Genomic DNA, 23,088 nt, shown 5'->3' with positions numbered 1-23,088 from the left:
ACCCCGCCATTGCTGACGGGGCTGTATGGTTGAGCAGAAACTACTTAGCGGATGTAGAGCCTGAACACAGATGGCGGGTAGTAGTAGCCATCACTGTGACGGCGATAGCCCTTCCGGTGCTCACGATACCCGCGATGACCGTTCCAGTAACCACGGCGCTCTCGCCTATGTTCAACGCGGTCCCTACGATCCCTGTCACGGCGAAACTGTGGTCTGCGCTCTTCGCGATACTGAGCAAGCTGGATGTCCGATGTGACCTGTGTCGAGTGAGGCACTATCGGCGCGGCTGCTACGGTCGCTGCACCTGACACCGTCATGATGGCAGCGATTACGGCAGCTCCGACGCCCGAGAAAATTCTGTTCATGTTCACGCCTTTCCAGTGGTGAGGCGACACCATGCTCCGTCAGGTATGAACCGAATGTGAATCTCGTATGATCCACCTCAGGGTTTGAGCATTATGGTTTCTTCAGTAGCTCAATGGTGTGAGTTACAGCCGACGCGGCTTGACGCTATGCCTTCTTGGTGTGGCCATTGTCGGCAGCACCCGGCACTTCCGATGAGCATGAAAGCATGACGTTCTGCCGCAAGAATCTCTGCAGATCGCTCTCTCCATATGGGCGTGGGGCATGGGCTGCAGACCCCTTGTGGTGGCTACTGCCGGGTCGAACAGAACCACGGCGTGGGCGAGCTTGCAGGCAATATGGATGTATGGATCGGTGTTGTGGCTGAAGCGGCCTCGGCACTTGGTGTAGCCGGTCGCAAATGCATCACCAGTTCGAGCAGGAACAAGAACCAGTTTCCAGTGATGATCTGCACGATGGTCGCGTGAATGAGCGCTGAGCGAACAAAGCCAGAGCCGATGCGCGCTCTAACAAACCGCGGGGCCGTCTCAATGGCGGACAGCATTCAGATGCGCCGCGCCTTGATCGTGTTCATGACAAAACTGGTCTCGATTGTGTTAACGCATTTCAGCCTGGCGATCTTGTCTTTGATAAAACGCTCGTAGTCTTCCAGCCCGCCGCACATAACCTTGAGCATGTAATCCATTGAGCCCGTGACGAGATGACATTCGAGAACCTCGTCCCAGTCCAGAACGGCCGCCTCAAACATCCGGATTTCGTCATCGTGCTGGCGGCTGAGGCGGACGGACGCAAGAGCGGTCATGGTCCATCCCTCAATCGCCGGGTCGACGATGGCGGAATATCCTTTGATCGCGCCAATCTCCTCCAGACGCCGAAGACGTCGCAGACACGCCGATGCCGACAGCCCGACCCGCTCGGCAAGTTCGTTGTTCGTGATTCTCGCATCGGCAGACAACTCCTTGAGTATCCGCCTGTCGAGAGCGTCTGCAATTTTCTGCGACATAACCGAAAATTCTCCGCAAAATATTGCTTGATCAGACATATCTGCGCCTCAAAATGCAAGGTATTTCGGCTCGGCTGGATGTAAGCTCCTGACAGTCCAACGCCTGTTTGAGAGGATCTCTGGAAATGACCGCGCCGCATCCGTCTAGAACCCATATAGGCAATCACGCTCTCCATCCTGAAACCCAGATGCTCAACTACGGTTATGATCCGGAATTATCGGAAGGCGCCGTGAAGCCGCCGGTGTTCCTGACATCGACCTTTGTCTTCAAATCGGCGGAAGATGGTCGCGACTTCTTCGACTATGCCTCGGGGCGCAAGGAGCCGCCCGCGGGCAAGGGCGCAGGCCTCGTCTATTCGCGTTTCAACCATCCAAACAGCGAGATCGTCGAGGATCGCCTTGCAGTTTACGAACGCACGGAAAGCTGTGTGCTTTTTTCATCTGGCATGTCCGCCATTTCAACCACGCTTTTCGCCTTCGTCCGGCCCGGAGACATGGTGCTCCATTCCCAACCTTTGTACGGCGGCACAGAGACGCTGCTGGCGAAGACCTTCCATAATTTTGGTGTCTCAGCAGTGGGTTTCGCCGATGGTGTCAGCGAAACCGCGGTGATGGCTGCTGCAGAGACGGCAATGGCGAAAGGCAGGGTGTCGGTTATCCTCGTCGAGACCCCCGCCAACCCGACAAACAGCATTGTCGACATTTCGATGATGGTTCAGGTTGCCGACAAGATTGGCGAAAAGCAGGGGCACAGGCCGATCATTGCCTGCGACAATACGCTTCTTGGCCCGGTGTTCCAGCGGCCCATCGAGCACGGAGCTGACATTTCGCTCTATTCGTTGACAAAATACGTTGGTGGCCACTCCGACCTTCTTGCCGGGGCAGCGCTCGGTCGGAAGGATGTCATGAAGCAGGTCAAGGCGTTGCGAGGTGCGATCGGCACACAGCTCGATCCGCATTCGTGCTGGATGCTCGGACGCTCCCTTGAAACGCTGCAGATCCGGATGGAGCGGGCCAACAGCAATGCGAAGGTTGTGGCTGAGTTTCTGAACGCGCATTCCAAAGTCGTGAAAGTCCATTATCTGCCATTTAACGATCCGGAATCTCCGGTCGGCAAGGTGTTTACAGCTCAATGTTCCGGCGCGGGATCGACCTTCTCGTTTGACATTGTCGGCGGGCAGGCCGCGTCTTTCAGGTTCCTCAACGCCCTGAAGATATTCAAACTCGCGGTAAGCCTTGGCGGGACAGAGTCTCTTGCCTCTCATCCAGCAACCATGACCCATTCGGGCGTTCCGGCCGATGTTCGTCAGCGCATAGGTGTGCTTGATTCCACAATTCGGCTGTCCATCGGGATCGAACATCCCGACGACCTTATTGCCGACCTGGCCCTTTCGCTGGATGAGGCCTGACGGAACGGACAAGTGCGGGAAGTAGTCATCCGTTTTAGCGACTACATTACCACTTCACTCGGAATCCTGCCTGTCCCTCAATGGACTGGCTTTCCTCAAAGCTGTTCAGACTGGTGTTGGCAAGACCCTCGCCATAACTTGCCGCGCGTGCACCAGTTCAATGAAATCTGATACCTTCATCAGGGAGCCGCGCTGCGCAGCCTGATATGTGCCGTGTATCCGCTCAGGTAAAACCAGTTGCAGCTTTGCACGCTTCATCTCATCAGTCTGCGTAACGGAGATTCCTGGCTCAAGAGTAAGAAGGTGTTTCTCTTCGATCCGGTCCGCCTCACTCAGTACCTGCCGCCAGCGGTCCTTGCAGCTTGTTTTCGCGCCAAGCATCGTCAGCTTTGAAACGGGCCAGGATGGGTCATGATAGGCGGCTTCATCCGGGAACAGGAAATCCGGGCCGTTGCGTTTTTCAGTCGTGGCCTCACGTTTGTAGATGACGCCGTTCTGTTTCAGAAGGGCTTCGATATGGTTGCCGAATGCCCATCCAGCACGGGATTTGCGTCTGTTCTGGACGCTAAGTGAGAATTTCACGAAGCCCTCAACGTCCGCTTTGCCATCGGTGATGAAACCTCTCTGAAGCCGGTCAGCGACAATGTGGCGTTCAAGTGTCATGAACAGCCGTTCTTCAAGGTCCATCCACTCCAGGAGCGCCAGATCAGGGTCGGCTTTGGCATCGACTTCTTTGGCAAGTCGGCGTGCAAATTCGGAAAACTCCCGCGTGCCGGGAAAATTGGCTCCGAATTTTGCCAGTAGCTGGTCCAGCCACTGATCTTCGGTCGCGATGACCTCAATATCAATCAGTTCCAGAATATAGCGGCTGACCAGATCAAGGCCGCGACCGCCGTCCTGGCGATAGTCGCGCTGCGAAATAACATTGTCCGCCGTCAGGCCGAGGCCGAAAAGCCAGAGAAGCTGCTGCTCGATTGAGCTGCCGTGAGCGCAGAAGAGGGCAACGAGTGCCCCTTCGCGCGGCATGCAAAGAAAGAGCGTATCACCTGCCGTGGCGCGATGGACGACATCCTCGGAAGCTGCCGGATAATAAAGCCGGTATTCCGGCTCGCGGTGTGTCTGTCCCTTGCGGCTGTCGTACCACGTTCCGGTCAGGGGAAGGCTGACTGGTGGCTCCTCATCGCTGAGCCAGACAAACGTGACATTGATCCTTGTTTTTTCGGAAGGGGAGCCGAGAAAAGCCCTGAAGTCGCTGATACCCTGAAGCTCATGCCCGCGGGAGACTTTCGGATCGACCTCGGTGCCTTTCAGCGTCTTGGCTCCAACGCCGACAAAATAATCTGACAGGGCACCCTGTTTCATGAAGGCTCCGAGCGTATTTCCAGATCTGGAAGATCCGACCTGATCCATCGGACCGTGCGGGCAATTGTTTCATCGAGCCCGATCTGACCAGGGCCACGGAAGGCGCATTCCCAGATTGAAAGCTGCCGCCAGCCCTGGTCAGCCAGTTGGACTGCCACTTCCGCATCACGGTTGCGGTTACGATCTATTTTTGCCCGCCAGAACTCGGTTCTTGTTCCCGGCAGGCGAAAAAGTGAGCAGTCATGGCCATGCCAGAAGCAGCCGTTTACGAAGATCGCTGCGTGATATTTTGGCAGCAGCAGATCGGGGCGGCCTGGAACATCGCGGGCATGCAGCCTGAAGCGAAAGCCCTGCCTGTGCAGAGCCTTTCGAATAACCAGTTCGGGCTTTGTGTTTACGCCCCTGATACCGGACATCATCCGGCTTCGCGTCTGCTGGTCCACAACATCAGGCAACTTCTCTGATTTCCTCTTCGGCGATGACTGGAACATCGCTTTCATTTCCGAGAATGAAAGGAACCATATGAGCGGCAATGGACTGGACTACCGGCGCAACGACGGCATTGCCGAACTGGCGATAGGCCTGTGTATCAGATACGACAATTTCGAACGGCTTCCCGCCAGGTTTTTCAAAGCCCATGAGACGCGCGCATTCGCGCGGCGTCAGACGGCGCGGATTCTTGCCCTTTTGACGGATGAGGATTTCCGAGCCGTCCTTGTGGTAGCGGGCCGACAGGGTCCGGGCGACATCTTCCGGTCCGAACAGACCAAAGCCGAACCCGTTGCCGGCAAGCCGGTGCTTTTCGGCGTAGTTCTGGAGATAGGTCCATAGATGATCAGACAGCGTGTAACGGTCGAGTACCCTGCCGCCGGTGCCGGTGGTGAAGCGCTCATCGGCGTCTTCGCTGCCGTCTTCCGGATGCAGGATGGATCGCAGGGACGGGTTTCTTTCAGCGGCAGGCAACATCATCGCGTTGAAATCGAAATCATTGTCATCGCGCCATCCGACGATGAAAATGCGCTCGCGATGCTGCGGAACCCAGGCACGCGCATCGATGATGCGTGTCTGCACGTGATAGCCGAGGTCTTCCCGCAGCGTCCGCATGATGATGTCAAACGTCCGACCCTTGTCATGGCTCTTCAGATTCTTGACATTCTCAAGCAGGAAGGCCTTCGGCCTGTGATGCTGAATAATGCGGGCGACGTCAAAGAACAGGGTGCCCTGTACATCGCACTGGAAGCCGTGAGGACGATTCAGCGAATTTTTCTTGGAAACACCCGCAAGCGAAAAGGGCTGACATGGGAACCCTGCCAGCAGCACATCATGGGCTGGAACGTCTGAGGCCGGGATGGCTGTGATGTCCCCAGCCAGCTCATGGTCGATTCCGTAATTTGCGCGGTAGGTCTTTTGCGAAAAGACATCCCATTCCGACGTGAAAACGCATTTCCCGCCCAACGGCTCGAACGCGCGCCTGAAGCCACCGATGCCCGCAAACAGATCGACGAATCGAAACGCACCCGATGCGGCGGGAGCTTTGTCGGCTACTTTCTTCCGCAACAGCTCCATGACCGGCTTTCGCGGAGATGTGTCTCCGCTTTCCCAGCGATAGACAGTCCGTTCATCGAATCCCATCTCGCGGGCTACTTCCTGAATGGAAAGACCTGCCTGCTGTCTAAGTTCGGAAAACGGTGTCATGGGAATCCTTTCGGCGTGAATCGCTGGGAGCATTTATGACACAGTGACATGAGAACATATTAAGAACAACCTTATTTAAGGTAAAGGATCCACATCTATTTCCGCCGGTTGAGGATCACTCTGCGCGACGAGCTCGCCGGAAAAAAGAGATGGAGCGAGCTTGTGGATTTGACGCCTGCCCGCGTACAGGAGCTGCAGAAGGCCGGTCGCCCGATAGGAGCCGTGATCTCCCGGCGCGCTTGATTTAAAAGTGGCCAGCGAAAAAACCAGCCTGCCTGTGAGGGATGGCGCAGGTCTGCGAAAGGCCCCGGATTTATCTTTCAGGGCAGGCCTGTCTTCTCTCAAACGGCTTACGTTCATCGGCCGAAAATGCTTAATACCGGGTATGACAGAACCTACGCCTGAACAGATTGGACAACTCACAACCACTTTCGAGCGGTTTACCCGTCGCTTCAAGGTCGCCGAGGCGGCAGCCGCGACGCAAAACGCCCTTAACGCCCTCGACGTCCAGGCTCTTCTTTTCGTCAATGAGCATCCTGAATGCAGCTTGGGAGACGTTGCCCAGAGCCTTCAGGTTGCACTGACGACCATGTCCTCCTCTGCCGACCGTCTCGTCCGCAGGGAAATGATCAAGCGGCTGCGGCCCGAGGCCAATCGGCGTTCGGTCGCTCTGACGATTACGTCGAAGGGGCAGGAGGCAGTCACAGGCTATATGGAGGGGTATCGGGACGCCTGCCGGGCGATGTTGGAGGCACTCAATTCCGCGGAGCAGGCTGAGTTTCTTCGCCTGACGCAGAAAATTGCACTGTACGACCGTTGAATAATACGAATATCGTAGTATGTCTTTGCCATCGAAACGTTCAGGGACATCGCAATGACTCAGACAATATCCTCCGCGCTCATCACTGGAGCCAACAAAGGCATTGGTCTCGCCATCGCACGCCAGTTGGGCGTGAACGGCCATTCGGTCTGGCTGGGATGCCGAGATCTATCGAGAGGTGACGTGGCAGCGCGTGAACTGCGCAACGAGGGTATCAGCGCACTTGCTGTACAGCTCGATGTGACGGATGACACGAGCGTTGCCAATGCTGCCAGGGCCATTGAGACCGAGATTGGCAGCCTTGACGTACTGGTCAACAACGCTGGCCTCATGTTTGGTCCACCTCCGTCTCTAGCGGAGGAATCGCTCGACGAGATCAAGGAGATGTTCGAGACCAACGTATTCGGCGTCTTGCGCGTTACCCAGGCTTTTTTGCCACTGTTGCGCAAGTCAAAAGCCGCCCGGATCGTGATGATGAGCAGCGGCCTGAGTTCGCTGGCCGATACTCTCAACATGCGCAGCGAGATCTGGCCGGTTGGTTTTGGCGGATACTGCGCTTCGAAGACGGCGCTCAACATGCTGACTGTCAAGCTCGCCAAGGAACTGGATCGTGAAGGGATCAAGGTGAATGCCGTGGACCCTGGCCTGACATCGACCGACATGACGGGGAACGGAGCGGGCCATTCGCCCGAAGACGGCGCTCGCCCGGCAGTCGCGCTTGCGACGATAGATGCGTTCGGCCCTTCAGCGGGCTTCTACGCTTCCTCGACATCTGGCGAACTTGTTCCAAAGAACTGGTGAAGAGCATAAAAGTATACACATGGTGGATCGGACGATGCGGCTTGTTTTCCGCACAGGCATGGGTGAACTTTGGGTTCGCTTGAGAACCATGCATCTGGATCGAAATCAGGATCACCATTATGCGCTTGGCCCATTGCTCATGTCATCAGCTAACCGTGGTGGCGAAGGACGAACCCAGCAGGGTCTCCGTTTGTCACTGCCGGGCATGCCAACAACGCACCGGCTCGGCTTTCGGCGTTGCGGTGTTTTACGAGGCCGATCAAGTCACGGCGTCGGGGGAACATCAAACTTATGTGCGTGCCGGAGACAGTGGGAAGGATCTCAAATTTCACTTCTGCCCCGTTTGCGGATCAACCGTCTATTGGATAGCGGAATTTCGGCCCGGTCTCATCGCTGTCGCCATGGGCTGTTTTGAGGATCCAGGCTCCATAGTCCCAACCCAGAGCGTCTACGAAGCAACCCGGCACCCATGGGTTTCAACATCTTTTTGAGACGGTGTGGAGGGAAAATCCGTTAGCAGCAATCGTTGGGTAGTCCCGCCCTGAAACGCACAAGAGATCGCTTCCGGAATTTCACGAACCGGCCATTGCGAGGCCGACCACATGGCAGGAGATCGGAGATGCGGTTCGATCTTATGCCATTCCTGGTCCGTCAGATCCCTCTGCAAAACGGGCTCTCACCCAAAAGCTTCAAATTTTCAAACGAAATCCCGACCGTCCGCTGACGCTGGGTGATGGCTCCAGCGGACAGGGTGGAGTATCCCATGGGAGCGGACATGCCCGCTATTCCGCAGCCGCCCTCGCGCCGGCTTTTCGGTTTTCCCATTCGTCCGGTGTCAGTGTCTTGATGTCGAACTGGTCGCGCGTGCGGGTGTAGGTGTGTCCGCCCATGCGGCCAACCGCGTCCATGAGCTGCTGGTCGATGTGCAGGTTTGCAGCATTGACCGCGTCGCTGCGTACGAACACGCCGACGACTTCGCCGAGGATGATTTCTCGGGCCGGGCCAACCTGCAGCGTTGTGTGACGACGGCATTCAAGTGCCGCTGGGGCAGCAAGAATACGCGGGCTGCACACCATCTGGCCGGGCACGGTCGCAAGGCCGGCCTCTTCCATTTCGTCCACATCAGGGCCGAACTTGATGGCGCAGACCTCCATCTGATCAACAAGCGCGTTGTCGCAGATATGCACCGTAAATTCGCCGGTCTCGCGGATATTGCGAGCCGTGTCCTTGAAGCGCATGTCCGCATAGTTTTCGACGCCGATGGCGACGATGGCCGGATCATGGGTCAGTACATTGAAGAAACTGAACGGCCCGGCATTCGGCTGACCGTCCTTGTTGACGGTCGTCACGAGGGCGATGGGACGCGGGATCACCGTGCCGATCAAAATCTTGTAGCGCTCCCGTTCATCGAGCCTGGCGAAATCGAAATGGGTGTGTGCAGCGGTGTTGGTCATCTCAAGCCTCGGCAGCGACGCGGTGGGTTTCAAGCGGAGTGTGACGGCTCAGATTTTCAAAACCGTCCTTCGTGACGACATACATGTCGCCGACATTGCAGCCGGCCGAGAGTGGCTCGAGCCATTGCGTGTGCAGCACGAACACCATGCCTTCTTCCAGCCGGTCGTAATTATGCGACGAGATGTTGAAGCTGTTCTGGCCGCCTGCCATGCCAACCGAATGGCCGAGATTGGGGTTATGCGGCCCCTGTGTGGCCGGATAGACGTGCATGAGGGTGCGGCCCTGCGCCTCCCAGTCGATATTCTTCACATACTGACGCGGGATCAGACGCGCGCTTCCATCATCCATCGGCGCCCAGTTATAGGGCATGGTGCGGGCTTCCGGCGAAATCAGCATGCCACGCTCGATCATCGGCTCGAAGGCTGCATTGTTGACGTCACGCATCAAGACGCCCGGCCGGATCAGCTTTTCGGCGCGTTTGACACCGTCCGTGCAGGCGGCAAGCACTTCTTCCTGCCTTTTGGTGATCTCGCCAACGGAGATCATGCGCGCCGTCTGGGCGGTGTAGCCACGATACGTAACGTTGGAGACGTAAAGGTTGATGAGATCACCGGCGCGCACGACATGGCCGTAGGGCTTGCCGCAATGGGTGCCGAATTCGTTGATGCCGATCTGATATCCGTCTCCGGTCTCGCCGCCGAAGGAAAGTTGAGCCTGGGTGAAGGCCGCATAGATTTCGTGGTCGGTTATGCCGGGTTTAGCGACGTGGTAGGCGGCCTGTGTGGCAATGCTGACGAGTTGGGCGGCCGCGCGGAACATCTCGATTTCGCGGGAAGAGCGCAGCTTCTGCATCCGGTCGAGGATGGCATTGTCGGCGACGAATCTGCTCTTTGGCAGCAGTTCATCGAGTGCCGCCCAGAAGGTCAGCGAGGTACGATCACCGATACGACCGATCTGTGCCTTCGACAGGCCCATCCCAACAAGAAGTTCTGCGCATTTTTCCGCGGTCTTGATGACACTGTCGCCCGGACGGTCGGCATATTCGCGCCCGATCGGGCCAATCTGCCAGATATCTTCCACCAGAACCGGTTCGCCGCCCGGCGGCAGAAGCACGGACTGGGTGAAGAAGGACAGAAGCATCATGGGCTTGTCGACATCCGTCGGGATAATCAGCACGCCTTCGCGCATCCAGTCGCAGATATAGCGCAGATAGTGGTTGGAAGTGTGGAACCAGCCGACGCCGCCGGTGTGGACGATCAGCGCGTCATGCCCGGCTTCGACCGCCTGACGACGAATGCGACGCAGACGCTCCTCAAACTCTTCAACTGGCAGGGGCAAAGGTGCTGCGAAGTCGAAATCCGGCTGGAAATCGGCAAGCAGTGATCCGATGCGATAGGCGCCCGCCTTCGTGGCTCGTATGTTCATTGAGTATTCCTTCCGAGAGTATTTTTTCTATGGGTCAGGTTTGCCGGGGCGGCGCCAGTACCCGTCTTGCAACCAGCATCACCACCAGCGTCAGGCCGATCAGGATCCCCGACATGGCCGCGACACGGACATCGAGCGATTCCTCGATCAGTGCGAACATCCTGAGCGGCAGTACCGTCGTCTGCGCATCGGCGAGGAAGAGCGAGACGGAGACGTTGTCGAGCGACTGGATGAAAACGAGGAATGCGCCGGCCAGAATGCCAGGCATCAACAGTGGCAGTGTCACCCGTCGCAACGTCGTGAACCAGTTCGCCCCCATCACCGTCGACGCTTCCGCCAGCGATGGATTGATGCCTTGAGCAACAACCGAGGCGGCACGGTACATCAGCGGCCCGAATACGACGACATGACCAACGACAGTGAGCCAGAGCGACGGCTGGAAGCCGGCGAAATTCGCAACGATCAGGGCGGCCAGACCATAAACAAGGCTAGGAAGAACGAGTGGTGCCAGAAGCAAGGGCTCAATCGTTCCGACCGCGCTTCGCTTCATCCGCGTCATGCCGATGGTGGCAGGTACGGCAAACAGCAAAGAACCGAGAACGGCCAGACCGGCGATCTTCAGCGAATTACCCGCTGCAATATGCTCAGTTGCCGAACGTGCCGGGTCGAGCAGTGCCTCGTACCAGCGCAGGGAGAAGCCTTCCGGCGGATATTTCAGTGTCTGTCCCGACGTAAACGACATCGTCAGTGCGATAACGATAGGCGCGATGAGATAGATCAGGCTCAAGCCGCCAAAGCCGGAAACGAACGCCTTGTAGAGAAAAGCCGGGACAGGATTTTCGCGACGATCACGCATGGCCGACGAGCCTCCTGTGGCGGGAAATCATGGTAAGAGCGATCAGCAGGCAGCCGGTGGACAGCAGCAGAACCACTGCGATCGCCGATGCCATGGGCCAGTCGAAAAGCGTTCCGACCTCACGGTAGATAAGCTGCGGAACATAGACATTGCGCGCACCGCCGATAACGGCCTGGGTGACGAAGGAACTGCTGGTGCTGGCAAACACCAGAATCCAGCCTGCCAGCAGACCCGGTAGCATCAGGGGAAGCAGAACGGTTATCAAAATACGCCAGGGGCCAGCGCCGGAGACCTGCGCCGCTTCGGTAAACTGCACGGGTGTGCGTGACAGGATGGCAACCAGTGGCAGAATGATCAGAGGAAGGTCGATCTGGCACATGGCCATGACAAGTCCAAGCTCCGTAAACATCAGACTGATGGGGCTGCCGGTGAGACCGAACGCCATCAAAGCCTCACTGATGGGGCCTTGCCGCCCGAGAATGACGATCCAGGCAAAGGTTCTGACCACGTTGCTGGTCAGCATCGGGATCAGCGTCAGGAAGATGATGACCTGGCGCGCGGTCTTGCCGCTGTGCCAGTAAAGAAGCGCTATCGGCACGCCAAGCAGCGTCGTGCCGACAACAGTTTCCAGACCCAGCCGGGCGGTGTTGACGAGAACGCGGAAATTGAACGCGTCGCCCAAAAAGCGTCCGTAGTGCTCAAGGGAAAACCCATCGGCACCAACAAAACTGAAGCCGACGAGAACAGCGAGCGGCGTTGCAAAAAACGCCACCGACAGCAACAGCATCGGGACAACGTATGGAAAGCCGCTCGCCTTCATTGTGCTACCTCAACCGGCGACGAGAGCGTCGAACTGGCGAATCCAGTCGGCGCGGTTCTTGTTGATTATGGCCCAATCCGGATAGACGAGGCTCGCAAGCTGCTCGCGGGTCACATAGGCCTCGATGCCGGGTGTCAGTCCGACGTCCTTGTTGGTCGGGAACATTTCCTGCGGCGGCATTTTCAACTGATCCTGTGCAGCCTTCGAAATGGCGGCATCCATATAGGCATAAGCCCCATCGATGTTCTTTGCGCCCTTGGTCAGATGAATGTTGACGGGGGCCGCCGGCGAACCGGTTTCCGGTTGCACGAACTCGGCTTTGAGACCCATGGATTTAAGACGCGCGACATTGCCGGTGGAGCACATGAAGACGGCAATCTCACCTTGCTGGAAAAGCGTCATCTGGTGATTGGTGCTGTCCACGACGCCTTTCAGATGCTCCGGATTGTCCCTGAAAAGCTTGAAAACAGCCTCCATGTCCGTAGGACCGGAACCGAAAATCCTGGCGATCTGGGTATAGGCCATAACGGCGGTGTTGGAGCCGAAACCGGTCCAGGAAACCTTGCCCTTATAGGCGGGGTTTTCGAAAAGATCGCGATAACCCTTCGGGCGCGGAACGAGATCCGGATTGTAGGCGATGCCGTTGACTTCGATCGTGACAGTCGGACCGTACTCGCCCTGAAAGGCCGGATCGAGCATGCTCCAGTTCTTCAGTTTCGACGGATCGATCTTCTGGATCAGATCCTTCTCGATGGCGACGGCCATCTGGCCAGGCGACATCAGAAGCGTGTCGTAAGGTGGGTTGCCGGGGCTTGCCATCACCTTGGCAAGCTGGTCCTGCGCCATGGCCGGGGCAACGGTAAGGTCAAAGCCTGCCTCTTTCACGAGAGGGGTCAGGACCGTGCGATAACCGTCCTCCCAGTTGCCGGGGAAAGTCGCTGCAACGGCGGTGCCATCAGCGGCACGGGCCGAATATGGCAGGGCAGCCACGGCTGCGGCGCTGGCTGCGAGAAACCCGAAATTGCGGCGGGTAATATGCAAGTCTTTCATGTGTTCACCTCTTCGTTGTTGTTTATTTACGGGGATGTTTCCGGTTCACTCGGAAAGGCGTGACACCTGCCGGTGTCGATCTCGGCAAAAAGCTGTGCTCCCGGCTCGGGAATGAATGTGGAGGGGCCGCGAACCTCCGACGCGCGCAGACCCGTCCCGTCTTCAAGGACGAGATCATGAACCAGCGTCGGCCCAAGCGGCACGGACACCGTCAATCGAGCGGGTAGCGAGGAAGCGCTCAGGTTCGCCTGCAGGCGAACGTCTTCCGGGCGGAAGGTGATGCTGACCTTGGAGCCGGTCGTGAAATTCAGGCGGCGCGGCAGCACGAGAGTGGTATCGTTTGTCAGCGCGACGGTCGTTGCCTCTGCATCCAGCCGCTCTACCGTTCCGTGCAGCACGTTGGCCTGGCCGATGAAGGTGTTCACGAAGAGTGTCTTCGGCCGGTCATAAACCGCCATTGGCGTGTCGATCTGCTCGACATGTCCCTTGTTCATCAAGACAAGCCGGCCTGCGAGGCTCTGTGCCTCCTCCTGGTCGTGTGTGACGATGAGCGTGGTAATGCCGAGCGTCTTCTGCAGATGTAAAAGCTCGACCTGCAGATCAAAACGAAGTGCCCGGTCGAGCGCACCGAATGGCTCGTCCAACAGCAGAAGCGACGGCCGCCCGGCGATGGCGCGGGCAACCGCGACGCGCTGCTGTTGCCCGCCTGACAGCTCGCGTGGCAGTCTGTTTTCGTACCCGTCAAGGCGCACCAGAGAAAGCATCTCGTCGACGCGCGCCCTGCGTTCTGCCCGTGGCATCCGCTGGCAGGCGAGAGGATAGGCGATGTTTTCCGCCACGGTGAGATGCGGAAACAGTGCATAGTTCTGGAAGACCATGCCGATGCCACGGGAGCGCGCCGAGACATTGGCGAGGTCCTGATCCCCGAGCCGAAGGCTGCCGCTTTTCGGCTGGATCAGCCCGGCGATGGCGCGCAGCACTGTGGACTTGCCGCACCCACTCGGCCCCAGCAGGGCGACAATCTCACCCGTTTTGATATCGAAGGTAATATCGTCGATCGCGTTCTGTCCGCCATAACTATGGGTGAGACCTTTGACGCTGAGCTGCTTTCCTTCCGCAGGCTTGGAGGCCTCTGACATGAATATTCCCTCGGTTTGCGCCGAACCCGAAGCGCGGTCTGCGCTGCCTGGCACCAGGCCGTGATACGGTCGATCGGCGATTTTGAGTTTTGTTTGGGTCATGGCGAAGGAGTTGCAAGCCGCGTGCCAACTTGCGATATGTCTCGACGTCAGTTCTTGCAAGACTATGATTCAAATTGGATAATTATGCTTTCTGCAGTTTCGTATTAATATAATTATGTTCTGATGAATTAATATCCGAACTTACAATATGTGCAATTTTACAGCCTGCGCCTATTCGTTAAGCAATTATTTCGGCGCAAAACGTGCCCATCCTGAGGTTTTCTCACACACACTCCTCCAGTTTCGGCGTCATCCACGAATTTCCCAGTTCGGATAATATGGTTTTTATTCAATTGGTTAAGCCGATTTTCCACCAACGGGCATGGTAAGCGGTCGCGTCGGGCGGTTTTTTAATCATTTCATTTGCGTATGTTTATTCGAAACTTTGTTCGTAATTAGAGACGCGTAGTCCATCTTGAAAATAGTCATTTGAAAACAGCATGGTAAGATCCTGGCGCCCGACTTGGCACACTGATTGCTTCACAGTTTTTGTAACCGCACGCCAATAAAAGGGGATCAACATGTGCAGCTTCAACAAACGTCTCAAAGATAGCTTGACCGGCATCGTATTCGTGCTGCTTGCCACCTCTGCACATGGGGCAGAAGGAACCGCAGTGAAAATGGTACCGGATGCCGATGTCGCCAAACTTCCCGGCGTCACCTTCAATCAGAAGCTGGCCGATGGCCTGCCTTCCGCCATCAAGGACAAGAAGACCATCAAGGTCGCAACCGATCTGACGCCGCCGATCAGCTTTCAGGCTGAGGATGGAAAGCTGATCGGCATCGATGCCGATATCGCTGCAGCGCTTGGCGTCATTCTCGGTGTCGATGTTCAGATGACCAATGTTGGCGCAGGCGCCGCAATTGTGCCGGCCGTTCTGTCGAAGCGTTTCGACATGACAATCTCCGGCATCAACGACGACGTGGAGCTGGAAAAGCAGGTCGATGTCATCGACTATATGTTTGATGCGACCACGATCATGACCATCAAGAGCAACCCGCTCGGCATCAAGAGCATGGAAGACCTGTGCGGCAAGAAGGTCGCCGTGCCGGTCGGCACATTCCAGGCACGTCTGGTGGAAGCAGCATCGGCCAAATGCGCAGTGCCGATGAACATCATGTCGATCCCGAAGATGCCCGACGTGCTGCAGGCTGTCCGCACCGGCCGCGCCGATGCGACTGTGAACGGTTACGCCACCAGCGTCTACACGACGGAAAACCAGACCGGAAAGGGTGTTGGCCTGCAGGCTCTGCCCGATGTGCGCCTTGCTGTCGGCTACCTCGGCATGCTGACCTCAAAGGGCAATCCGGAACTGCGCGATACAGTCATCGCTTCGCTGCAACACATGGTCGATAGCGGCGCCTACCTCGCGATCATGGAGAAATGGGGCCTTGGCCCGCTGGCGGTGAAGACCGTGAAGTTCAACGATGCAGCCAGCATGCCGGTGAACTGAGCCATGGCCTTGTTCGCTCAACCCGTCAGCATGGCCATCGCACCTCCGGTCGGCAAGCCGATGCGGTGGGGGCAGATCACGACCGGTACCGGCGCAATTCTTGCGCTGGTCCTTCTGCTGATGACCATCGGCAGAAACCAGAGCGTTCAGTGGAGCGAAATTCCTCGTTACATGGTCGACCCCGTCATTCTCGACGGTGTCGCATTGACACTGGAACTGACAGCCGGCGCGATGGTCGCCGGCATCATCGTCGGCTGTATAGTTGCCATCATGGCAACCAGCCAGAATATCGTGCTGAAGGCGATGGCCGTCGGTTTCGTCTGGTGGTTCCGCGGAGTGCCGCTGATCGTCCAGATCTTCTTCTGGTTCAACATTGCGCTGTTCGTACCTGAAATCGGCATCGGCTCTTATTCGATATCGGTCAATGATCTCGTTACGCCGGCACTGGCGGGTTTCCTTGCCCTCGGTCTGCATGAGGCCGCCAATATGAGCGAGATCATCCGCAGCGGTATGACAGCGGTCGATAGCGGCCAGCGCGAGGCAGCCTCATCCCTTGGGTTGAGACCGTTGCAGACATTGCGCACGGTGGTTTTGCCGCAGGCCATTCGGCTGATCGTGCCACCCACCGGAAACCAGGCAATCGGCATGCTGAAGGCCAGCGCGATCGTTTCGGTCATCGGCATGCAGGATCTGTTGACGCAGGCGCAAGCAATCTACGCCCGCAACTTCCTTGTGATCGAACTCCTGTGCGTTGCCTCGCTCTGGTACCTCGCCATCACAACCGTCGCTTCGATCGGGCAGTATTTTCTCGAAAAACACCTCGCTCCGAAAGGGCGGGGCGCCAGCGCACAGAAAGACAAACCGCAACGCGTCTGACGCGCTGCCAATTCAACCATCAATCAAACGGAAACGCCATTGCAGCCGATCCGATCAGGAAACATCAAGGAGCAGATCATGAGACTGGGAATCGACGGACAGAAGCTGCCCGAAGCCAGAAAGCGCGGGCCACTCAAAAGCCTGGAGCACGTCAAGGAACTTGGCCTCGGGGGCATGTTCTTCAGTACCGTTCTCGACATGAGCGAAACGCTGGATAAGGCAGAACTGGCCGACATCAGGACCAAGGCTGACGAACTTGGTCTCTATCTCGAAAGCGGGGTTGGCAAGATCAATCCCTATTGCAGTGCCGAGGCACCCGAATTCCGGGCCATCGGCGATGGCGACATCATGCTTGGCTTTACCCGCATGATCGAGGCGGGCGCTGCCATCGGCTGCCGTGAGCTCTGGGTATCGCCCGGCAATTTCAAGTCGGAATATCGCGGCAGGCTCGCCAATGATCGCTTTCGCACCGATGTCACCTGGGAAGAGCAATTGCAGGCCATCGAAAAGGTGCTTCTGAAGCTCGCTCCCGTGGCGCGCGCCCATGGCGTTCATCTCAATATGGAAACCCATGACGAGATCACCTCATTTGAAATCGTTCGGCTGATCGAAAAGGTCGGCGAGGACTGCATGGGCGTCGTCTTCGACACAGCAAACGGCCTGCAACGCGCAGAACACCCGGTCTTTGCGGCAAAACGTGTGGCGCCCTATGTCCGCCAGACCCACATCAAGGATGCCTATGTCGGTCATGCCACCGGTGGCCTCGATTTCCAGACCCGCCCCGTCGGTCGCGGCATTGTCGATTTCGCCACAATTATTCCCATTCTCGCCAAGGCTAATCCCGACCTGAACCTCTCCCTGGAGGTAGCAGCCTCCGTCGAGGATAAGCCGCGCAAGGCCAATCCGCGCCAGTGCATCGAGATCAACGATCCGATCTGGCGTGCCGGACATCCCGATCTGACAGCTGAGGAACTGGAAGCCTATCTCGGATCGGTAGACGCGTTCGAGAAACGTGTGTCTGCCGGAGAGATCGCGGATTGGGAGACCTATGAGGCCAGCCAGTACGGCTACCCTACCTATGATCACCAGTTCTACGGCTTCAACGAAGCGGTCACGTTTATAAAAGACTCCGCACGTCACATCGAGGAGATCTGCGTAAAGAGCGGGATTCTGCTGTCCATGCCGCCCTCGAAGCAGGCGGCCTGACACTTTGCAGCCTGGTGCCGTCAACATCGGTCGCAGGCACATCTAAAACCATGGGAAGATCTGGATTTTTGGTATCAAGCGCATATACGCAGGAACATTCCCATGGAATTAATCATGTTGCATGATCGGATTTGGAGACGGAAATGAAGAGGACGACGCGCCGTCAAAGCGCCAAGACCGCACCCAGGGCCAGCAGCCCGGCAGATACTGCCGAAAACGCCAACGACGACGTAACCGAGCGGATCCGCGTCACGCTTGCAACGGCGATTGGTGAGGGCGCGCTCAAACCCGGCGTCAAGATCCTCGAGGATGCAATTGCCGACCATTTCGGAGTTAGCCGTACCGTCGTGCGTGGCGCGCTTGGCGTCCTCGAGAGCGATCACCTCCTCGAGAGGAAGAAAAACCGCGGCACCTTTGTGGCTGAGCCTGGCATCGAGGAGGCAAAAGCGTTGTTCGAAGCGCGACGGAAGCTTGAACACGTCATCCTCGAACTGGTCATGGACCGCGCGACCGTCGATCAGCTGGACGCGCTCGGGAAGCTGACAGACGAGGAAGAACACATTCATCACCACGGTGACGAGAAGTCGAAGACGGTACTATCCGGCAAATTCCATGTCGTTCTGGCGGAGCTGGGTGGAAACGCGGTCATGACGGAAATGCTGTCGAAGATCGTTGCGCGCCTCTCTCTTGTCATGTCCCTCTACGAGGAAGAACGAAAGGACGATTGCGGCGCCGATCATCACCGGATGATCGTCGCAGCGCTGAAGACAAAGGATCTGGCGAAGGCGCAACAACTGATGGATCATCATCTCGCGGACATCGAGGGACGGGTCCGGCTGACTGAGGGACAGGGCGACCGCCATACCTTCCTTGCCGTCCTGGAGAACTTCTCCTGACCGGCCCGCTTTCACAGGAACGGTGCTCTGATCCACTGGACAGGGCGACCAGGTGCCTGGATGTGCCGGAGGCATCATCCCTCTACCTGTTCAGCAGCTGAACTCCTGGCCTCGTGTCGGTCACCAGAAACAGAAAAACGCGAGGCCGAAACGGGGCTTTCAGCCGTGGACGGTCTCTTCACGTTCTGGCATAGCAACGAAGTCCCTGATCTTTCGGACACTGCTCCCAGCCTTCTTCAACACGCCGATCAGATACAGCTCGCATATCGGTCAGCGCCAGTGAGCGTAGCGAAGAAAGTTGCGGCCTTCGGGTTCGCATCGAGTGCGGCCTGCAAAACCGGTGGAACTTCAGCGTGGCTGGCTGGTGCATAGGCGGCCGCCTCGGTGTGGGGAGCGACTATTTCTGGGTATCCCAATACGGTGGATCACCGAAAGCTCTGCGCAGATGATCGACCACCGCCCGCAGCTTGGTTGAGGCGTTGCGGCCTTCCGGATGTGCCACGTAGATGAACTCCTCCTCTGGCTCATGGCCGATGTCGATCTCCTGGAGAAGCCCCTCGCGCACCGATGGACCGACAATAAAAGCGGGCAAGAGTGCAATCCCAAGACCAGCCGTCGCGGCGTCCCGCATCATGTCGCCGTTATTTATGCCGACTGCCTGTCTGGCGCGGACTACAACCGCGCCACCTGATGTCTGAAACCGCCAGTCGGCGACGCCACGATTGGTGTAGAAGATTGCTTTATGATTATTGAGATCAGCCAGAGCCTTCGGTACTCCATATCGATCAAGGTAGCCTGGTGACGCAACCAGCAACCGACGGCTGCTACACAGCTTCCAGACCATAAGACGAGAGTCGTTGATGGGGCCGTGTCGGATGATTGCGTCATAACCGTCCGAAGAAACGTCAACCCGTCGATCGTCGAGATCAAGCACGAGCTCCATTCCCGGATTTACGGCAAGAAACGGGTAGAGCGCTGGCCCAAGATGCATACGTCCGAACGTCACTGGCGCGGATATACGAAGGGGCCCCGAAAGTGTGCCGCGCCGTTCGGCCATCTCGGATGCGCCAGTCTTGATCTCCTCCATGATGCGGATTGAGCGCGGGAGGAACGCGATCCCGTCTTCCGTGAGTGTCAGCTTGCGGGTCGTGCGGTGTAGCAGCGCGCCGCCGAGGGATCGCTCGAGCTCAGCCAGCCTTTCGCTGACGACTGACTTGGAAAGGCGCAGTCGTCGGGCCGCCTCGCTGATGGACCCGGCCTCTGCAGTTGTTACGAATGCAATTATACCCTCGATCCTGATCACGTTCGCTCTTTCCGAATTCGAGTTCCGCGATCTGGAGGCTAATCCGAACGAGCAGGAAATGCCATCTTCCCGTCAACCGGGGAGCGACAACCGTCGCCAGGTATCGATGAAGGAGATGAGAGAATGTCCCGATTGAACGGAAAAGTCGCGATTATAACAGGCGCAAGCGCTGGTATTGGTCGCGCAACAGCAAAGCTGTTTGCCACCGAAGGCGCTAAAGTCGTTGTTGGTGCACGTCGTCAGGCTGAGCTCGACAGGTTGGTGGCGGAAGTCAACGAGAACGGCGGAGAGGCGATCGCCCTTGCAGGCGATGTCCGATCTGAAGACTACCACAAAGCACTGGTTGCCACTGCGGTGGGGCATTACGGAAAGCTCGACGTCGCTTTTAATAATGCTGGCATCCTGGGAGAAGGGGGGCCGAGCACCGGCGTCTCTGAGGCAGGCTTTACTGAGGCCCTGACCATCAACCTGACCGCTTCATTTCTGGCGGCCAAATATCAGATTGCGCAGATGGAGAAGGACGGCGGTGGCTCGGTGATCTTCACCTCGACGTTCGTCGGCTACAGCTTTGCTTTCCCCGGTGTTGCGGCCTACGCTGCCAGCAAGTCCGGTCTCATCGGCCTGACGCAGGCTCTGGCGGCAGAGTACGGACCAAAGAACATTCGTGTAAATGCAATTCTGCCCGGCGCAGTCGACACGGATATGTACCGCGAAATGAACAATACGCCGGATAAACAGGGTTTCATCACGAATTTACATGCTTTGAAGCGCGTTGCCGCGCCCGAAGAGCTGGCGCGATCGGTCCTCTACCTGGCTTCGGGCGACTCCAGCTTCGTCACCGGCACTGCAATGCTGATTGACGGCGGTGCGTCGATAACCCGTACCTGACCACTACGGGTTCCTCTGTCTACCAGCCATGCAAGCGGCTGGAGGCTGGGCGAGAATGAAGCAGATCGTCGCAGCAAGCCACGATCTGCAGGCAGGAGCGCGGGACTACTCGAAGCCCCGGCGACAGAACCGGACGTCTCGGTATCTGCTTTGAAGAGAAATGAGGCAATTGTCATGCGCAACGTTGCTGTGGACGTGACGGGAGTAGTGGTACCGAACGCCGGATACTGGCTGGCGAAAAAGCAGCCCGTTGCCACAGTTGCCTCCCTGGATGGGCAAGGAGGCATGGTGGTTGTCAGTTCAAATCCAGTCCTTCCTGAAGGATCGACGTCTGCACGGCCTCACGGATCTTTACCCGTTCGTACCATGCTTTCAGGTTGTGGAGACCGTCAAAACGGATTGGCGCATTGTAATAGGACTTCAGCCAGGGTGCCTGGCCCCAACCCGTCAAGGCGAACAGGTATGCGTCAGTGACCGTGAATTTATCCCCCATGAGGAACTGCTTGTCGGCTAGATGGTCATTGATCCATGCGTAACGCTTTTCCAGTTTCGGTCTTGCTGTCTCGATGTAGTCACCTGCCAAACACGCATAAAGGAGTGGGATGAAGCCTTTGTGGATTTCGGTCGAGAGGTAGCTAAGCATCTCCTGAAGCTTGTATCGTTCAAACGTTCCGTTTGCGGGAACAAGACCCTTTTCCGGCTTCTGGTCTGCAAGATACTGAACGATTGCAGGGCCTTCCCGCAGCACCCTGCCATCATCAAACTCCAGCGCAGGTATGTAGCCGTGCGGGTTGACGTTGTAAAAGTTCAGTCCATGTTCAGTCGTATGATCGTTGTGATCGACCTTGACGAACTCAATGTCGAGACCGAGTTCGTTTGCCACGATGTGTGGTGAAAGCGAGCAGGCGGCAGGCATGTAGTACAGTTTCATTCTCGGTGGTCTCCATGGATTCGACACCTTTCTCCAGCTTGAAGAAGGCGTGACTTCCATGTAGTTCGGGCGGTATAAAAACGTAAGAACGCAGAAATTTGTCATCTAGGTATATAAATTATACCTGGTGTGGCGAAAAGGGTTATTGGATGAAAAACACCGTGTCGGGCTGCTCTGTTGAAGAGGCCATGCGTCTGCTTGGCGGGCGCTGGAGGTTACTGATTGTATCGTTTCTCGTGGACGGGCCGAAGCGGTTTAACGAACTTCGGAGACTAGTGCCGGGCATTTCGCAGCGAATGCTCACCCTCGATCTGCGTGCACTTGAAGAAGCACACCTCGTCCAACGCACCGTCTATCCGACCGTACCGGTCAAGGTGGAGTACGCTCTTACGGAGGACGGGAAACGCCTGGATAAGGTCGTGAGCGTTGTTCAGGAATTCGGTCTGTGGCTCAAAGCCCGGGATGCTGCCTAAAGTTCGATGTCCGATGCGGACACCGCACAGCGGCGGCCCCTGTGATACCCCGCGCGGATGCCGGTGATAGAGAGAAATCGCTCGTGCATACAGTGGGACAAAAGCATCAGATCGTGCCGGGCAGATGTGCGAAGATCTTTCCATTCTCGCCGGGGCATGTTCGATGTCGCGGAAAAAAGGCTGCGCTCCCCTGACGGACCCCGTATTGGCACGGTCACGCCGTTGCGGCCGACCCCCATCTCGACAGCTTCGCTAAAGAGGTCGCGGGTTTTTTCTGAAGACTGGTCAAGTGACGACCGGTCGGCGGGCTGAAAATGTGTCTTATAAATCGCCACGACCGGATCGATATTGAAATACTCCTTCTGAAGGTATCGCGACGTCTACTCTTCTGGATACGTCGGACAGTAGAGCAGAAGTGGTCACTCCACGACCGGGGTGCAGACACACAGAAAAGCCAGATGAGCAAAGCCATAGAGGCTGCGGATTTCGCCCTCAAACTCCCGCTTTCTGAGGACGAAAAACGGGTCAAGTCATGCATCCGGGGCTGGCCGGCGCGGCGGTCATCGGGAACGCCGGACTAGGGAGCAGTCGGTCCCGCCTCCCCTTCGGGCCACGATATTGAGGCTCCTGCGGCTGCCCTGTTTCCCACTCCGGCGCGACGAGAATTCCCGAAACCCCGCCCTGCGGACGGCGCTATGCTGGTTTCTCCGATGCTCTTCATCTTCCTGGATCGGCGTTGCCCGCTGCACTCCTGTTGCAGA

At 57.3% G+C, this 23,088-nt stretch carries 24 protein-coding genes and 1 pseudogene; 11 read left to right on the top strand and 14 right to left on the bottom strand.

Annotated features, from left to right (window positions below; all coding sequences use genetic code 11):
* Nucleotides 1–680 precede the first annotated feature (680 nt).
* Nucleotides 681–830 carry a hypothetical protein gene (locus QSK43_RS07785; RefSeq protein ID WP_332302953.1) on the top strand — a complete coding sequence of 50 codons (150 nt, stop codon included), beginning with the start codon at nucleotides 681–683 and terminating at the stop codon, nucleotides 828–830.
* A gap of 77 nt (nucleotides 831–907) precedes the next feature.
* On the opposite strand, the gene QSK43_RS07780 is transcribed toward QSK43_RS07785, so the two are convergent.
* On the bottom strand, nucleotides 908–1,366 hold the full coding sequence (locus QSK43_RS07780) for an Lrp/AsnC family transcriptional regulator (protein WP_332302952.1): 459 nt from the start codon (nucleotides 1,364–1,366) through the stop codon (nucleotides 908–910).
* Between the two features lie 125 nt (nucleotides 1,367–1,491).
* Here QSK43_RS07780 and QSK43_RS07775 point away from each other — a divergent pair, with 125 nt between their 5' ends.
* Nucleotides 1,492–2,775, top strand: a complete 1,284-nt coding sequence (locus tag QSK43_RS07775) for a cystathionine gamma-synthase family protein (protein WP_332302951.1) — start codon at nucleotides 1,492–1,494, stop codon at nucleotides 2,773–2,775.
* Between the two features lie 105 nt (nucleotides 2,776–2,880).
* Here the strand turns inward: QSK43_RS07775 and QSK43_RS07770 are convergent, their stop codons facing one another.
* From QSK43_RS07770 to dcm, 3 genes are read right to left on the bottom strand one after another with little or no spacing between them, the layout of a single operon-like run.
* On the bottom strand, nucleotides 2,881–4,137 hold the full coding sequence (locus tag QSK43_RS07770; RefSeq protein ID WP_332302950.1) for a type II restriction endonuclease: 1,257 nt from the start codon (nucleotides 4,135–4,137) through the stop codon (nucleotides 2,881–2,883).
* Complete coding sequence (locus QSK43_RS07765; protein ID WP_332302949.1) at nucleotides 4,134–4,628, bottom strand: very short patch repair endonuclease; 495 nt, start codon at nucleotides 4,626–4,628, stop codon at nucleotides 4,134–4,136. Before QSK43_RS07765 ends, QSK43_RS07770 begins: the two co-directional genes overlap by 4 nt.
* Nucleotides 4,585–5,832: a DNA (cytosine-5-)-methyltransferase gene (gene dcm, locus QSK43_RS07760; protein WP_332302948.1), complete on the bottom strand. Its 1,248-nt coding sequence runs from the start codon at nucleotides 5,830–5,832 to the stop codon at nucleotides 4,585–4,587. The genes QSK43_RS07765 and dcm overlap by 44 nt, the downstream gene beginning before the upstream one ends.
* Nucleotides 5,833–6,217: 385 nt before the next feature.
* Here dcm and QSK43_RS07755 point away from each other — a divergent pair, with 385 nt between their 5' ends.
* The 3 genes from QSK43_RS07755 (at nucleotide 6,218) to QSK43_RS07745 (ending at nucleotide 7,944) form a co-directional block, all read left to right on the top strand.
* Nucleotides 6,218–6,652: a MarR family winged helix-turn-helix transcriptional regulator gene (locus tag QSK43_RS07755; protein WP_332302947.1), complete on the top strand. Its 435-nt coding sequence runs from the start codon at nucleotides 6,218–6,220 to the stop codon at nucleotides 6,650–6,652.
* 54 nt (nucleotides 6,653–6,706) lie between these two features.
* Nucleotides 6,707–7,453 carry an SDR family oxidoreductase gene (locus tag QSK43_RS07750; protein ID WP_332302946.1) on the top strand — a complete coding sequence of 249 codons (747 nt, stop codon included), beginning with the start codon at nucleotides 6,707–6,709 and terminating at the stop codon, nucleotides 7,451–7,453.
* Between the two features lie 116 nt (nucleotides 7,454–7,569).
* Complete coding sequence (locus QSK43_RS07745; protein WP_332302982.1) at nucleotides 7,570–7,944, top strand: GFA family protein; 375 nt, start codon at nucleotides 7,570–7,572, stop codon at nucleotides 7,942–7,944.
* Between the two features lie 291 nt (nucleotides 7,945–8,235).
* On the opposite strand, the gene QSK43_RS07740 is transcribed toward QSK43_RS07745, so the two are convergent.
* Genes QSK43_RS07740 through QSK43_RS07715 form a run of 6 tightly spaced genes read right to left on the bottom strand, consistent with a single transcriptional unit; the run spans nucleotide 8,236 to nucleotide 14,300 of the window.
* Nucleotides 8,236–8,907, bottom strand: a complete 672-nt coding sequence (locus tag QSK43_RS07740) for a flavin reductase family protein (protein ID WP_332302945.1) — start codon at nucleotides 8,905–8,907, stop codon at nucleotides 8,236–8,238.
* Nucleotide 8,908: 1 nt separating this feature from the next.
* Nucleotides 8,909–10,333 (bottom strand): Xaa-Pro peptidase family protein, encoded by a 1,425-nt coding sequence (locus QSK43_RS07735; protein ID WP_332302944.1) that lies wholly within the window; start codon nucleotides 10,331–10,333, stop codon nucleotides 8,909–8,911.
* A 34-nt stretch (nucleotides 10,334–10,367) separates the two neighbouring features.
* A complete protein-coding gene (locus QSK43_RS07730; protein WP_332302943.1) occupies nucleotides 10,368–11,189 on the bottom strand; it encodes an ABC transporter permease in 822 nt (273 codons plus the stop codon).
* Nucleotides 11,182–12,009, bottom strand: a complete 828-nt coding sequence (locus tag QSK43_RS07725) for an ABC transporter permease (RefSeq protein WP_332302942.1) — start codon at nucleotides 12,007–12,009, stop codon at nucleotides 11,182–11,184. Before QSK43_RS07725 ends, QSK43_RS07730 begins: the two co-directional genes overlap by 8 nt.
* A 9-nt stretch (nucleotides 12,010–12,018) precedes the next feature.
* Nucleotides 12,019–13,059 carry an ABC transporter substrate-binding protein gene (locus QSK43_RS07720; RefSeq protein WP_332302941.1) on the bottom strand — a complete coding sequence of 347 codons (1,041 nt, stop codon included), beginning with the start codon at nucleotides 13,057–13,059 and terminating at the stop codon, nucleotides 12,019–12,021.
* Nucleotides 13,060–13,085: 26 nt separating this feature from the next.
* On the bottom strand, nucleotides 13,086–14,300 hold the full coding sequence (locus QSK43_RS07715; RefSeq protein WP_332302940.1) for an ABC transporter ATP-binding protein: 1,215 nt from the start codon (nucleotides 14,298–14,300) through the stop codon (nucleotides 13,086–13,088).
* Between the two features lie 521 nt (nucleotides 14,301–14,821).
* Between QSK43_RS07715 and QSK43_RS07710 the strand changes: the two genes are divergently transcribed.
* The 4 genes from QSK43_RS07710 (at nucleotide 14,822) to QSK43_RS07695 (ending at nucleotide 18,732) form a co-directional block, all read left to right on the top strand.
* A complete protein-coding gene (locus QSK43_RS07710; protein WP_332302939.1) occupies nucleotides 14,822–15,754 on the top strand; it encodes an ABC transporter substrate-binding protein in 933 nt (310 codons plus the stop codon).
* Between the two features lie 3 nt (nucleotides 15,755–15,757).
* Nucleotides 15,758–16,630, top strand: coding sequence for an amino acid ABC transporter permease (locus QSK43_RS07705; RefSeq protein WP_332302938.1), 873 nt, complete (start codon nucleotides 15,758–15,760; stop codon nucleotides 16,628–16,630).
* 78 nt (nucleotides 16,631–16,708) lie between these two features.
* Entirely contained in the window at nucleotides 16,709–17,836 is a 1,128-nt protein-coding gene (locus QSK43_RS07700; protein WP_332302937.1) for a sugar phosphate isomerase/epimerase family protein, read from the top strand.
* Nucleotides 17,837–17,979: 143 nt separating this feature from the next.
* Nucleotides 17,980–18,732, top strand: a complete 753-nt coding sequence (locus QSK43_RS07695) for a GntR family transcriptional regulator (protein ID WP_332302936.1) — start codon at nucleotides 17,980–17,982, stop codon at nucleotides 18,730–18,732.
* Nucleotides 18,733–18,980: 248 nt separating this feature from the next.
* Here the strand turns inward: QSK43_RS07695 and QSK43_RS07690 are convergent, their stop codons facing one another.
* On the bottom strand, nucleotides 18,981–19,067 hold the full coding sequence (locus tag QSK43_RS07690) for a YdeI/OmpD-associated family protein (RefSeq protein ID WP_332302981.1): 87 nt from the start codon (nucleotides 19,065–19,067) through the stop codon (nucleotides 18,981–18,983).
* Between the two features lie 62 nt (nucleotides 19,068–19,129).
* Entirely contained in the window at nucleotides 19,130–20,035 is a 906-nt protein-coding gene (locus tag QSK43_RS07685) for a LysR family transcriptional regulator (RefSeq protein ID WP_332302935.1), read from the bottom strand.
* 123 nt (nucleotides 20,036–20,158) lie between these two features.
* On the opposite strand from QSK43_RS07685, the gene QSK43_RS07680 reads away from it, so the two are divergent.
* On the top strand, nucleotides 20,159–20,923 hold the full coding sequence (locus tag QSK43_RS07680) for an SDR family oxidoreductase (protein ID WP_332302934.1): 765 nt from the start codon (nucleotides 20,159–20,161) through the stop codon (nucleotides 20,921–20,923).
* Between the two features lie 295 nt (nucleotides 20,924–21,218).
* On the opposite strand, the gene gstA is transcribed toward QSK43_RS07680, so the two are convergent.
* Nucleotides 21,219–21,854, bottom strand: coding sequence for a glutathione transferase GstA (gstA, locus tag QSK43_RS07675; RefSeq protein ID WP_332302933.1), 636 nt, complete (start codon nucleotides 21,852–21,854; stop codon nucleotides 21,219–21,221).
* Nucleotides 21,855–22,003: 149 nt separating this feature from the next.
* On the opposite strand from gstA, the gene QSK43_RS07670 reads away from it, so the two are divergent.
* Nucleotides 22,004–22,327 carry a winged helix-turn-helix transcriptional regulator gene (locus QSK43_RS07670; RefSeq protein ID WP_332302932.1) on the top strand — a complete coding sequence of 108 codons (324 nt, stop codon included), beginning with the start codon at nucleotides 22,004–22,006 and terminating at the stop codon, nucleotides 22,325–22,327.
* On the opposite strand, the pseudogene QSK43_RS27130 reads toward QSK43_RS07670, so the two are convergent.
* Nucleotides 22,324–22,692: pseudogene (locus QSK43_RS27130) on the bottom strand (autoinducer binding domain-containing protein); the annotation flags it as partial. The gene QSK43_RS07670 and the pseudogene QSK43_RS27130 overlap by 4 nt on opposite strands.
* Between the last annotated feature and the right edge of the window lie 396 nt (nucleotides 22,693–23,088).

Source organism: Rhizobium sp. GR12, from assembly GCF_036596185.1.
In the GTDB taxonomy this organism is placed as follows: domain Bacteria; phylum Pseudomonadota; class Alphaproteobacteria; order Rhizobiales; family Rhizobiaceae; genus Agrobacterium; species Agrobacterium nepotum.
The sequence above is the reverse complement of the archived record's forward strand: the minus strand, read 5'-3'. Positions and strand labels throughout refer to the sequence as shown.